The following is a 13,089-nucleotide window of genomic DNA, read 5'->3' on the forward strand; positions in this document are numbered from 1 at the left end:
TGAATTCATCTCGTCTCCTCGCTCTGTCTATGCCTTCGGCCACCGGCAAAACGGTTCTGTTTTAGAGCATTTCCTGTTTTGATTGAATCATTAGAAATGCTCTATCTGTTTGTTTTTACGCATGTCTTTATCCCGAAACCGGTTCCCAATTTCGGGAGACATGCTCTAGTATCCTATTGCAGCACCAGCGACGGCACGGCTGTCGATAGCACCGTAGTAGCGGTTGTCGCCACCCTTTTCGATGGCTGCCATATCCTTGCCGCCGACAAGAATGCCAGCTGCCTCGCCCCAGACCGGCCAGTCAGCGTCTTCCCCGACCGTATAGCCCATGCCGGTCAGCAACCGGATCGTATCCGGCGAAAGCGCGTTCGCTTCCATATAGACCCGATCCGGCAGCCACTGGTGATGGATGCGCGGGGCATCGATAGCCTCCTGAATGTCCATGCCGTGATCGATGACATTCATGATCGCCTCAAGCGTGATCGTGATGATGCGCGAACCGCCGGGGCTGCCGATGACCATGAACGGCTTGCCATCCTTCGATACGATAGTCGGACTCATTGAGGACAACGGTGACTTGCGCGGTTCGATGGCATTGGCTTCGCCTTGTATGAGACCATAGAGATTGGCCACGCCCGGCTTGATGGTGAAGTCGTCCATCTCGTTGTTGAGGAGAATTCCGGTGCCCTCAGCCACCTTGGCCGTGCCGAACGATCCGTTCAGCGTGTAGGTCACGGCGACAGCATTGCCGTCCTTGTCCACGATGGAATAATGCGTCGTTTCGTTGGACTCCTTGAATTCAGCTGGCTTCAGCGCCTCGCTGACACCAGCGCGATAAGGATCGATACGACTGCGAATTTCTGCAGCATAGGCCTTGCTGGTGAGCTTCTCGATCGGATTGTCAACGAAATCAGGGTCGCCCAGCGCCGTGTTGCGGTCCACATAGGCGTGGCGCATCGCTTCCACCATCAAACGCGTGGTTTCCGCGGAACCATAGCCCAGATAGGAAATCGGGTAGCCCTCAAGCACGTTCAGGATTTCACAGATAATCAGTCCGCCCGAAGAAGGCGGCGGCGATGAGACGATGTCATAGCCGCGATAGCTGCACTTGACCGGTTCCAGCTCACGGACCTTGTATTCTTCGAAATCGGCCTTGGCGAGAATGCCGCCATTCTCCTTGCTCGATTTGACAATCAGATCGGCGATATCGCCCTGATAGAAGGCCGATGGCCCCTTTTCCGAAATGGCCGAAAGCGACTTTGCCAGATCCGGCTGGACAAGCTTCTCGCCCAACGGAATCGGTTTTCCGTCTTTCAGGAAGATTTTCGCCGCCGCCGGGTCTTTAGCCAGTCTTTCATTGCCATCAGCAAAGGAGAGAATATCGCCCAGCTCGAGCGTAAAGCCATCCTTGGCAAGTTTCAGTGCCGGGTCGATCAGCTCCTCGCGCTTGCGGGTGCCATATTTTTCGCGTGCTTCCTCAAGGCCAGCCACCGTGCCCGGCACGCCGATGGCGAGATAGGTTTCAGTGCTGGCGCCTTCGACCGGCTTGCCATCCTTGTCCAGATACATGGTCTTGGTGGCGGCGAGCGGCGCACGCTCGCGAAAATCAAGAAAGGTGCTCTTGCCGTCCTTGAAGCGGATCGTCATGAAGCCACCCCCGCCGAGATTACCGGCAGTCGGATAGACAACCGCCAGTGCATAGCCGACAGCGACAGCCGCATCGACGGCATTGCCGCCGTTCTTCAGCACATCGATACCGACCTGCGAGGCAAGATGCTGGGCCGTAACCACCATGCCATTCTGGCCTTCTGCCGGCGCTGGTGATGCCGCGTAAGCCGAAGGCAGATGGCCCGCAACGGCAATGACTGCGGCAAGGGAAAGCGATTTCAGTCTGTAATGCTGCATGTCTTTCCTCCCATGTGTTCTCCCGAATGGGAGTCCGACAACAACGTCCGCAATATCTTGCGCAAAAGCAAGCGGGAGAAATTCTATCCAGCCGAGCTTGCGGAGAGAGTGCGGAGAGACGATAATGCACTGTATTCGGTTCAGATGCTGCCAGAATTGCAGCCGAACCCGAAGCCCTCGCCAGCTCCTTCCGGAACACTCCGGCCATTCGGGCTGTATTTCCATTCCATTTCTGATGATGCGATCTCACCTTGCAGGAGAAATCCATGACCTATGCTCAATGCGTATGCGGAAATCTGACAGTAACGCCCCACGGGCCACCACAATTAACGGCACTGTGCCACTGCTTCGCCTGTCAGCGGAGAACAGGTTCGCCATTCAGTGCAAATGCCTTCTATGCGATAGGCTGCGTTGAAATTTCAGGCGCATCGACGGAATTCGTTCGTATCGCCGAAAGTGGCCGCAAGGTCCGGATGCATTTTTGCCCGGCTTGCGGCTCGACCGTCTATTGGCTGCCTGATGCGGTCCCTTCCGTAATCGGCGTGGCAGTTGGCCTTTTTGCCGATCCGGCTTTTGCCCAGCCCACCCTATCTGTATTCGAGCAATCGAAGCATGAATGGGTGTTCCTTGATGAAACGATGGAGCACTTTCCACGTTTGCCGGAAAACGACTAGAGCATGTCTCTCGAAAGAGGGAACCGGTTTCGGGATAAAGACATGCGTAAAAACAAACGGATAGAGCATTTCCTATGATCCAATCAAAACAGGAATTGCTCTGGCAGTCTGCTTCCAACAGATCGTCAAACTATAACGATCATTCTTCTGGAACTCTACGCACCGGTCGTTGCCAGCGTTCGTAGCAGGGTTGAGAAAGTGAGGGAGCGGTTCGCGTCAGACTGGCTGTCGCTGATGCCGTCGTTTCGCGACAACGACTTGCGGACATTGCTCGGACTGTAGCCAAAATGCTGCGTGAATGCCCGCGTGAAATTGGCTGCCGTATCGAAGCCAAACAGCTGCGCGATGTCGGACACTCTGCGGTTTTCGGATGCATCCGCAAGCATCTCATGTGCTGCAAGCAAACGCTTCTGGCGAATATAGTTGAGCACCCCGCCCGAGCCTTCGAACAGCTGATAAAGATGCGTGCGTGAGATGGCGAGCTCCTTGCTCAGTGCATCGGGCGTGAGTTCACGGGACGTGAGATTTTTCTGGATGAAGCGTCTGGCCTTGGTCATCAACCCCAGAGAGGCCCCGAGAGACGCATTGTGTTCGCTCGCATCGTTTTCCTTTACCAAAGGGGCGATCGTATCAAATACGATCTGGCGCAGGGCGTCGCGCAGCTCCGGCAGGTCTTCGCTTCTGATATGGTCAAGTCCCGCCTGGATCGTCGATACGAAATCGATCAGCAGCTTGGCGCGATAGCCTCCGAGCGTCGCATTGTTGCACGCTTCCGGCATACCGCCCAGACCGGCGAAATGATCGACCGGAATGATCAGCAGCACCACGTCCGTTGCCAGCGCACGACCGCGAAACGGATAACCAAACGAACGGATATTGATCATGCCGGGCTCGTTTTCCGCCACACGATCATCCACCGCCGTCCATGTGCGACCGCTTCGCAGAAAACTGATCTGCCAGTGATCAATCGGGCTGGAACGAACCTTTTCCGCTGTACGTTCATAACTGAATGGAGGAACAGTCTGTTCTATCAGCAGCATGCCGCGCAGATTCCAGACTTTCTGGGTAACGGCAAAACCGTCTTCGGCGTTCACACCATCCGGCATCCGCACATCATAGAGGGGAGCCACGTGCTGTTGCCATGTGGGAAACTGTGCGCAGGGTTCCAGCTCTTCGGTCGTAAAGACCAGCGGGGTCAGAATGTTGGTGCTTCGGGCATCTTCTCCAAGGGGCGCGAGTGGAACGCGCACTGACTGGCGGCGCTCCACAAAATCGGGCTTCAGATCACGCGAGGCCTTGTCGCTCGGGGATGTCACGGCAACTCCCTAAACCAACCCGGAGGCTCGAGGCGCGGTAATGGCGACCCAAGCCCTGCGTTGATAGTAGCATTTGCACGTATAAAATCAAAATAAGCTGGAACACTATCAGCCACGTAACCGTTCAGACCGGTAGCCGACGTTTCCTCTTACGCGCCGACAACCCCGCTTTCCCGGCCTTTTCCCAGATTTGGCCGGAAGTGTCGGAGCGCGCAAAACGGTCTCTGAAATGAGTTGATTGCATCCCATTTGATGAAAATTTTCAGGAAAATCCGGCCAGAATATTAAAACGCGTCCGATAGAAAGCACGGTAATAACAACCGGAGGCAATCGCATGAACAATGTATTTGCATATACTGTGCGCCGCGAAAGCTTGAAATGGGCTGCCGCTATTGTCGTTGGACTGTCCGCTTCATTATGCCTGACGGCAGGCGCCGAAGCCAAGGATGCCCGCAAGCAGAAAAGCGAAACAGTTTCCGTTTACCTCGTCAAGTACAAGGTGAATAGCCAAGCGCGCTACAACAAGCCTGCATCGGCCAAGGTCATCAGGGTTTCCGCCACGCAATATGCGGCCGGCACGCCCTATGTGTGCACGCCGAGCGGTTTCGGGCAGAAATCCCGCTGCTTCATCCGCGATTAGAGCACAATCCGACCGGCGTGAAACTGTTTTCGGAATGCACTCCTTGGCATACCGGCTCGCAAGAACTCCATACAGATCAGCGAGCCGGCATGCTTGCCTGGCGATTATCTCGCCTTGGCTTTCATGATCGCCAGTCCCTTGCTAACACGGTCGCCGCGCAGCAGCTTGGCGGCCTCATCGGTCGGGCGTGGCGGATTGTTGCGGAAGACATACCAGCTGCCGCCCAGTGAGCGCTTCTGATAGATGACGCCATCTTTCTCACGATGGAGGAAGCAGGTCGTATCGCTGCCGCCGCCCATCTTGTTGACCCAATAGGCCTGCAGGCAAAGCTTGCCGCGATTGGTGGCATACCAGCGCCCCTGCCCGTAAGACCACGCCCTGCCTTTCTGCGACCAGGCGATGAAACGATGTCTGTCGGCGGAGAAATAGCCGCCGCCATCCTTCCATTTCCATGACTTACCGGAATAGAGCGCCTCAAGCGCGTCGGCTGACAGCGGTGCAGCCGCCGCAGCCTTGATGGCGATCGGGTCCTCGGTTTTCTGTTTCGGCGCCGCATCGGCAGCGCCTGCCAGAAGAAGTACGGACAGCGCCGCACTTACGGTTCTCAAACGGATCGAAAACATTGTCGTATTCCTGTTCAGACGTTGGAGCATTTCCAGCAAAAATGCGAAGCGGTTTTGCGTGAGGTAAATGCGACATCAATCAAGCGGATGGTTCGCAACCCGCCAGTCAGGCCGCCCGACACCCCGTGGCCACGGATAGACTTCGCGGTCGTTGAAGTAGACGGTCGCAGTCAGTTCCGGAAATTCGGGCTGCGGCTTGTTGGTTTCCTGTGCCCAGGCCCGGACATAGGCGTCGCTTCCTTCATAACCGAGCTCAGCGATAACAATCGGCTTCTTGAAGCCTACCACCCGGTCGTATCCCGGTTTTGTCCGTTCAACGAATGTGGACGCATGTCCCAGTTCCAGCATATCGTAAGGTTCGTAGCCGAACACCGACAGGCCGATCACATCGACATAACCATCGCCCGGATAATAGGCCTCAAGCCCCGCATCTCCCTTCGGCGACCACATATACTTGGCATTCGGCAATGACTTGCGGCAGACATTGACCGCATGCTGATAGGCACGGACGTAACCCTGTGCCGACCAGTAGGACCAGGTGAACTGGCCCGTCTTGTCGTCCATTTCCTGCGCCCAGCGAATGGTCACAGGGCTCTTCAGCTTCGAAGCAGCGGAGCAGACGGCAGCCATGTTTGTATCGTAATGCCCCCGCACGATTCCGCTCAGGAGATCATCCGGTGCAACGCGCCAGTCGCGAGCCCACGACCAGGGTTCGACGGTGATCAGCAGTTCGCGGCCCCGTTCCTGCGCATAGGCATCAGCGGTTGACAGGCTCGTCAGGTCCACATCCTCCCACGGAAGGAACAGATGCTCGATGCGGGAATTGGGATCGTTGGTGAAATCCCCGTGCGGATCATAGGCCCCGAACTTGATGGATTGCGGGGTAATGACCGGGCGCTTGTCGTGGAACATGTTGCGGGTGTCGACATTGGCACCCGAAACACCGCTCGCTGCGTAAACAGCGGTTGAAAGCAGCCCACCGCAAAGAATGGCCGTTGCTATTTTATATGAGGTTTTCATCGCCGCCTCCTTTATTGTACGGGCGATTGGGCAACGGGCAACGCCAGATTCAGCGCTTCCGTTTTGGGCGTTATTGTTTCGATGGAGAGGAGCTTGCGCGCTTCGTCATCCTTGTTTCCGCCAGCATGGCGGAAGACGTACCAGACACCGTCCGGCTCACGTTTCTGATAGATCGTCCCATCGGCGATACGGTGAGAGAAGCAAGTCTTGTTCGGGAAGACGCCCTGAGCCAGATGCCATTTCGCATCGAAGCACATCTGGCCCGACCAGGTGATCCGCCAGCGGCCTTCAGCCCAGGCCTTGCCCTTCTCCCCATCGACACGGGCGGTGAAACGGCGGTTCTGGCTTTCCATCCGGCCAGCGCCGTCAGCCCACTGCCAGTTCTTGTCGCGATAGAGTAGGTAAAGCTCGGCAGGCGTCATCACACGGGCGCCGTCGGGCAAACCATCTGCCGGAACCGTTGCCGCTCCAGCCGGTCCACTTAGCCCCGCAAGCAGGACAACCAGCGGCAGGACATATCTGCTCCGATCAGTGTTCCGACCAGATCGGGACCGTTGGCCTTCAAACATCACATGTTTCATTTGAACCTCCCACGACCTTCAGGTTGCGCGCACCCGCCAAGGGTTCTTGCGATTGACGGATGCGCGCGTGCGGCAGAACGTTTGTTGGTCTTGTTTCCTGCCGCAGTTGAACAGGACGGCCGATTGTCGAAATCCGGAAGCCCAGATTCTCGGCAACCGCCGGTGAAAAGACATTGCGCAAGTCAACGAGTACGGCGTCCCGCATGACCTGTTTCATCCGAACGAGATCAAGCTTGCGGACACTGTCCCATTCGGTCACGACCACTGCCGCATCGGCAGTGCTCAGGCACTCGTAAGGGTCGTCGTAAAACTCGACGTCGCTGAGAAGACGGCGCGCATTCTCCATTCCGGCCGGATCGTAGGCCCGGATGCTGGCACCGAAGCGCTGCAAGGTTTCGATAAGCGGGATGGACGGCGCATCGCGCATATCATCCGTATCGGGTTTGAACGTCAGGCCGAGGACGGCAATCGTCCGGCCTTCGACGCTGCCGCTGAGCGCATCCAGCACCTTCAGCGCCATGCGACGCTTGCGCGCTTCATTGACGGTAACCGTTTCCTCGACCAGCCGCAGGGCGACCCCGTGATCCTGCGCGGTGCGCAAAAGCGCTATCGTATCCTTCGGAAAACAGGAGCCACCATATCCCGGCCCCGCATTGAGAAAACTGGTGCCTATACGCTTGTCCAGCCCCATGCCGAGCGCCAGCTCGGTGACATCGCTGCCGACTTCCTCACACAGATCCGCCAGTTCATTGATGAAGGTGATCTTGGTGGCGAGAAAAGCGTTGGCCGCATATTTGATCAGTTCCGATGTCCGGCGCTGCGTGATCACGATTGGCGTCTTTGCGGCCTCAAGCGGTGGAGCGTAAAGGGCGACGAGCGCAGAACGAGCGCGCTCATCTTCCACGCCGATGACGACGCGATCGGGCTCCAGAAAATCGCGGATCGCAACACCCTCACGCAGAAACTCCGGATTGGAAGCAACAGAGAATGTGCCGGGTCGGCGCACCGAGCCGATGATCTTCTGCACCACATCGCCTGTGCCGACCGGAACGGTGGACTTGACCACGACGACGCTATGGTCTTCGATCAGCGGCGCAAGCTCGCGAGCGGCCATATAGACGAAGGACAGATCGGCATCGCCGTGCCCCGCCCGTGCCGGTGTGCCGACGGCAATGAAGACAAGCTCCGCACCCTTGACGGCTTCCGCCAGATTGGTCGTGAAGCTGAGCCGGCCAAAGGCGAAATTGCGTTCCACCAGTTCATCCAGCCCCGGCTCGTAGATCGGCACGATGCCGCGCTCCAGCCGGACAATCTTCTGGGCATCCTTGTCGACGCAGACGACCTCGTGTCCCCATGCCGCGAAGCACGTGCCACTGACCAATCCGACATATCCCGTACCGATGACAGCGATCTTCATAATCGTCGCGCCTTTCCCGCTAGTTCGTTCCACTGGCGGTATTCGTGCGCCAGCGTGGATTGAAAATTGTCCTGTGGACGTCGCGTCCGCCTACACCGGCACCGGCAACCGAGAAGCGGTCGTCAAATACCGTGAAGCTTTTCGTGCCCCAGCTCAGTGCCTCGATGCCGTCGCGTCCGCGCTCGACAGTGGTAAAGCCGGTCAGCGCGACCAGCGCCGTAAAACTGCATGCCATTGCCGGTCGATAGAGGCGGCTCGTCATCCGCACGTGATTTTCGCGTGTGTGCTGGATCACAATCATCGCCATCAGGAACAGGTAGAAACACGCATTGATGATGGCGAAGATGAAGAAGCCTCGTGTCTGATCAGCACCGCTGACCAGGAGGACCGGCAGAATGGACAGACCGGAGATCAGCGCATAGGGCGCGATCACCCGCAGTGGCACCGGATCGACCTCGGATGAGCCTTTCGGCGTGACACGAAAATCGACAAAGGAACCGGTCAGCCAGTCACGGAAAGCTGCGAAGGTTCCAGCCAGAACCCAGGGCCACCGCGCCAGCAGGAACAGCATCGCTTCCCAGCTGAAAATCCTGCCGTCGACAGGGCGGAACGTCTTGCTCGACCGCCACCAGAATGCCAGCGCCAAAATCACGAGCGATTGCGGCATGAAGTGCATCAGGAAAGCGGGATAGGTAACGCTGACGAAATTATCACCATAAGCCAGAATGGCTATCGGCAGAACGAATGTCAGTGCCAGAAAGAAAGCATAGAGAGGATACCAGAGCTGCGAGAACAGAAACTGGATCTTCAGGCGCAGCGGCAACCGTCCGATCAGCTTCGGCGTATATTGCAACAGGATCATCACGAGGCTGCGCGACCACTGGAATTCCTGCGTCACAAGATCGGCGAAGGTGCGCGGACCGTCGCCATGGGCGATGGCATCCAGCGCGTGAACACCCCGCCAGCCATGCGCGTTCATGAACAGGGTCGTGGAATGATCCTCGGCCAGTTCCGGCCCAAGACCGCCGATCTCCTTCAGCGCTGCCGTGCGTACCGCATAATGAGAGCCGATGCAGACTGGGGCAAAGCCGCCGTTGTAACCGGCCTGCAGCGAGCCATGCATGCTGGCTTCCACATAGAGACGCCCGCGGGCCGACCAGCTTTCATGCGCATTGCGATCACAAATGCTTGGCGCGGAAACATAACCGACAGCGGGATCAGCGAAGGGCCGCAGCATATTGAAGAGATAACCCGGCTCAGGCACATGGTCGGCATCGAGCTGCGAGACGAAATCATAGCGCTCATAGCCATAGTGATCGTAGAAGAAGGCGAGATTGCCTTCCTTGCACCGGGTACGGCGCGGCCAGGTCTGCCGATGATAGTCGGCACGGCCCTTGCGTGTGGAAACGAACACGCCATGCTCACGGCACCAGGCAAGTGTCGAGGGTGAAGGATCCTCATCGGCAAGCCATGTATCGTGCGGCACATCCTGCGCCAGCATGGCGCGCAATGTTTCAGCCACCACCTCGAAAGGCTCAGACGGAGCCTTGGTGACGACCATGGCGACGCGGCTTCCGGCGGGGATGCGAAGCGGGCCGGTCGGGCGCGCTGCGTGGAAGAAAATAGTGATGAAATAAAGCGGCAGGATCGTGATCCAGGCCAGCAGCGCGGTCACCAGAATGGAGCCGAGCAGATGATTGTGCTTTGCGCTGATGAACCACCATTGCCAGAAATAGGTGATGGCGAGCGCCCACAGGATGATGCCCACCACATATTCCACCCGCTTGCGGCCAGTGAAGATGGGCGCCAGCAATGGTTCCCTTTCGCCGTTGTCGCCGTCAATGGCCGAATGAAATTCGCGCCGTGTCATGTCCGCATCTCCAGACCAAAGAAGGGCGCAGCCGTGCGGATGATCGTGTCGAGATCGGAATGGAGCGTGCGAAACCCAAGCTTCGCTGCCGCTTCAGCCGGGTCGGCATAAAGCACCGGCGGATCGCCCGCCCGGCGCGCGCGCATTTCGACAGGCACCTTGCGTCCGGTAAGCCGGTCTATCGCATCCACGATTTCCTTGATGGATGTTCCGCGCCCGGTTCCCAGATTAAGGACCAGATTGCCGCCGCCATTCAGCAGATGCTCGACCGCAAGCACATGCGCCCGCGCCAGATCGACCACGTGAATATAGTCGCGAATGCAGGTGCCATCCGGCGTTTCATAATCGTCGCCATAGACTTCCAGACAATCCGCCATGCCCGCCGCAGCCAGCATGGCGCGCGGTATCAAATGAGTTTCGGGATTGTGCTTTTCGCCCAGTTCGCCATCCAGATCAGCACCGCAGGCATTGAAATAGCGCAGCGCCGCATAGGGCATGCCATAGGCTGCCGAATAATCGGCCAGCATATGTTCCGCGATCAGCTTTGTGCGACCATAAGGATTGATCGGATTCTGCGTTTCGCCTTCGCGGATCGGCAGCACATCCGGAATGCCATAGGTGGCGCAGCTCGATGAGAAAATGACTGAGCGCCCGCCTGTCAGGCGGCTGGCCTCCAGAACGGACTGGATGCCGACGACATTGTTGCGATAATATTTTGCGGGGTCCGTGACGGATTCACCCACATAGGCCGAAGCCGCAAAGTGGATGATGGCAGCCGGATCGAAGGTTCTGATAGCAGCGATAAGCTGTTCCTGCGAAAGCGTGTCGCCCTCGACAAACTCGCCCCAGCGCACGGAAGACCGGTGACCCGTCGACAGGTTGTCATAGACGACCGGCGAGAATCCGCTCTTGTGCAGAAGCTTGGCGGTATGGCTGCCAATGAAGCCAGCACCACCGGTGACGAGTATATTTTGCCGGGTCATCTCGCCACCTCGAAGAGCTCGCCCGATGGTCTGACCAGCTGGCGTTCAAAATAGGCGATCGTCTGCTTCAGCCCTTCGACAAGTGCAATCTGTGGTTCCCAGCCAAGTTCACGCTTGGCGAGCATGATGTCCGGGCGCCGCTGGCGCGGATCATCAGTTGGCAGCGGGCGATAGACGATGCGCGAGGACGAATTTGTCAGCGCAATGATCTGCTCGGCCAGCTCACGCACGGTGAACTCGCCCGGATTGCCGAGATTGACGGGCTTCTGAACCTGGCTGCTCATCAAGCGGCTGAAGCCTTCGATCAGGTCATCGACATAGCAGAAGGAACGGGTCTGCGAGCCGTCGCCATAAATGGTGATATCTTCACGCTTGAGGGCCTGAACGATGAAGTTCGACACGACACGGCCATCGTCGGGCCGCATGCGTGGGCCATAGGTGTTGAAGATGCGCACGATACGGATGTCGACGCCATACTGCTTGTGAAAATCGTAGAACAGTGTTTCGGCCGAGCGCTTGCCTTCGTCGTAGCAGGACCGGGGGCCGAAAGAGTTCACATTGCCCCAATAGGCTTCCGGCTGCGGATGCGTTTGCGGGTCGCCATACACTTCCGAGGTTGAAGCCTGAAAAATCCGAGCCTGATAATGCGCGGCAAGTTCGAGCAGATTGAGCGAGCCAATGACGCTCGTCTTCATCGTGTGCACCGGATCGGCCTGATAATGTGGCGGCGATGCGGGGCATGCGAGATTGTAAATCTCGTCCACCGGCAGATCGATCGGGTTGACAATATCGTGACGCACGAAGCTGAACGTGTCGTAGCGCAGGAGATTGCGCAGGTTCTCAAGCCGCCCTGTCGAAAAATTATCGACGCAGATAACGAAGTTTCCTTCGTTCAAAAGACGTTCGCAAAGATGAGAACCGAGAAATCCGGCACCGCCTGCTACAAGAATGCGCCGTGTTGACATGCGCTCTGCAGATATACCCGATGATCTGAAGTTTATACTCACGAGAACCTCCAACGCTACTTCTTCACTTGCGTGATCCGGCAAAAAGCAAAGAATTTTCCTCAACGCACCCCAATAGAAGCGCGCTGGTCGGTGTTTTTCGATTGCTTTACTAGATGATTGAAGATAGCGGGGCTGAAGTCTTGAGTCGTTAGCGTAGAATCCGGAATCTTATCCTTGCGTCCATTTTTGAAATGGAGCGATTTTTGTTATCCGGTGCTTTCGTGCTGCTGTGAATGCGCTGTTTCGCGCCATATTTCAGAGCATGTCACCCATAAGGGAAACCGCTTTCGGAAAACATGCTCTAACGCAAAATATCGGACAGACGCTTCTGTTCTTTTTCGACGCGCTCGAGATTGAGGCCCGCCAGAAGATCAAGAATATGGGTCTTCATCAGGGCCGCAGCGTCGTCGCTCCTGTGCTCTTCGATGGCATCGACCAGCGCGTGATGCGCGTCGCTCTGGCAGGTCGTCTCTCGCCGTTCCCAATAGAGCGAAATGATGAGCGAGGAACGCGGCAGCAGATCGCCGACAAAACCCGCCAGGATCGAGTGTCCCGAAATTTCGGCCAGATGCGTATGGAAAAGCGCTGACAGCATGATCGCCTCGCTGTCGCGTCCGGCATGAAGGGCTTCGTGCTCGTCATGGAGATGCTGGCGCAGCTGCTTGACCTGCTGGGGCTTGATGACCTTCGCCGCAAGCGATGCCACCTCCGGCTCGATCAGCAAGCGCGCCTCGAACACTTCGCGCGCTTCCTCGCGCGAGGGTTCGGCAACGAAGGCACCGCGATTGGGTTCCAGACGCACCAGCCTGTCATGCGCCAGCGCCTGCAGGGCGGAGCGAACAAAGGCACGGCTGACGGAATAGATCGTCGCCAGCTCGTCCTCCGGCAACTTGGTGCCCGGAAGCAGACGATGGCTGACGACCGCCTCGCGCAAGCCGTTATAGACCGGAAGCCAACGCACATTCCCGCCGTTTTGGTCTGTCATGTTCGTCGCAGCCAGGTTCATCATCATCCAGTAGAAGCTGTTCAAATGGCGGATGCAATCGGTCGATA

Annotated in this window: 12 protein-coding genes; 2 read left to right on the top strand and 10 right to left on the bottom strand. The window is 57.4% G+C overall.

Annotated features, from left to right (window positions below; genetic code table 11):
• Nucleotides 1-165: 165 nt before the first annotated feature.
• On the bottom strand, nt 166-1,905 hold the full coding sequence (ggt, locus tag CES86_RS21910; RefSeq protein WP_094515446.1) for a gamma-glutamyltransferase: 1,740 nt from the start codon (nt 1,903-1,905) through the stop codon (nt 166-168).
• A 266-nt stretch (nt 1,906-2,171) separates the two neighbouring features.
• Between ggt and CES86_RS21915 the strand changes: the two genes are divergently transcribed.
• Complete coding sequence (locus CES86_RS21915; protein WP_094515447.1) at nt 2,172-2,579, top strand: GFA family protein; 408 nt, start codon at nt 2,172-2,174, stop codon at nt 2,577-2,579.
• A 155-nt stretch (nt 2,580-2,734) separates the two neighbouring features.
• Here CES86_RS21915 and CES86_RS21920 read toward each other — a convergent pair whose 3' ends face one another.
• Nucleotides 2,735-3,895 carry a helix-turn-helix domain-containing protein gene (locus tag CES86_RS21920; RefSeq protein ID WP_094515448.1) on the bottom strand — a complete coding sequence of 387 codons (1,161 nt, stop codon included), beginning with the start codon at nt 3,893-3,895 and terminating at the stop codon, nt 2,735-2,737.
• Nucleotides 3,896-4,229: 334 nt separating this feature from the next.
• On the opposite strand from CES86_RS21920, the gene CES86_RS21925 reads away from it, so the two are divergent.
• Complete coding sequence (locus CES86_RS21925) at nt 4,230-4,535, top strand: hypothetical protein (RefSeq protein WP_010660582.1); 306 nt, start codon at nt 4,230-4,232, stop codon at nt 4,533-4,535.
• Nucleotides 4,536-4,639: 104 nt separating this feature from the next.
• Here CES86_RS21925 and CES86_RS21930 read toward each other — a convergent pair whose 3' ends face one another.
• The 8 genes from CES86_RS21930 to CES86_RS21965 all read right to left on the bottom strand — a co-directional run bounded on the left by CES86_RS21930 (nt 4,640) and on the right by CES86_RS21965 (nt 13,042).
• A complete protein-coding gene (locus tag CES86_RS21930) occupies nt 4,640-5,158 on the bottom strand; it encodes a DUF995 domain-containing protein (RefSeq protein ID WP_012093686.1) in 519 nt (172 codons plus the stop codon).
• Nucleotides 5,159-5,233: 75 nt separating this feature from the next.
• Nucleotides 5,234-6,178 (bottom strand): glycoside hydrolase family 26 protein, encoded by a 945-nt coding sequence (locus CES86_RS21935; protein WP_010660580.1) that lies wholly within the window; start codon nt 6,176-6,178, stop codon nt 5,234-5,236.
• Between the two features lie 11 nt (nt 6,179-6,189).
• Complete coding sequence (locus CES86_RS21940) at nt 6,190-6,747, bottom strand: DUF995 domain-containing protein (protein ID WP_010660579.1); 558 nt, start codon at nt 6,745-6,747, stop codon at nt 6,190-6,192.
• Nucleotides 6,740-8,176 carry a UDP-glucose dehydrogenase family protein gene (locus CES86_RS21945; RefSeq protein WP_094515449.1) on the bottom strand — a complete coding sequence of 479 codons (1,437 nt, stop codon included), beginning with the start codon at nt 8,174-8,176 and terminating at the stop codon, nt 6,740-6,742. Before CES86_RS21945 ends, CES86_RS21940 begins: the two co-directional genes overlap by 8 nt.
• Before the next feature lie 19 nt (nt 8,177-8,195).
• Entirely contained in the window at nt 8,196-10,046 is a 1,851-nt protein-coding gene (locus CES86_RS21950) for a glycosyltransferase family 2 protein (protein ID WP_094515450.1), read from the bottom strand.
• Nucleotides 10,043-11,029, bottom strand: coding sequence for a UDP-glucose 4-epimerase GalE (galE, locus tag CES86_RS21955; RefSeq protein WP_094515451.1), 987 nt, complete (start codon nt 11,027-11,029; stop codon nt 10,043-10,045). The genes CES86_RS21950 and galE overlap by 4 nt, the downstream gene beginning before the upstream one ends.
• Complete coding sequence (locus CES86_RS21960) at nt 11,026-11,994, bottom strand: UDP-glucuronic acid decarboxylase family protein (protein WP_010660575.1); 969 nt, start codon at nt 11,992-11,994, stop codon at nt 11,026-11,028. Before CES86_RS21960 ends, galE begins: the two co-directional genes overlap by 4 nt.
• A 343-nt stretch (nt 11,995-12,337) precedes the next feature.
• Nucleotides 12,338-13,042, bottom strand: a complete 705-nt coding sequence (locus CES86_RS21965) for a GntR family transcriptional regulator (RefSeq protein ID WP_029928696.1) — start codon at nt 13,040-13,042, stop codon at nt 12,338-12,340.
• Nucleotides 13,043-13,089 lie beyond the last annotated feature (47 nt).

It is taken from the genome of Brucella lupini (assembly GCF_002252535.1).
Lineage (GTDB): Bacteria > Pseudomonadota > Alphaproteobacteria > Rhizobiales > Rhizobiaceae > Brucella > Brucella anthropi.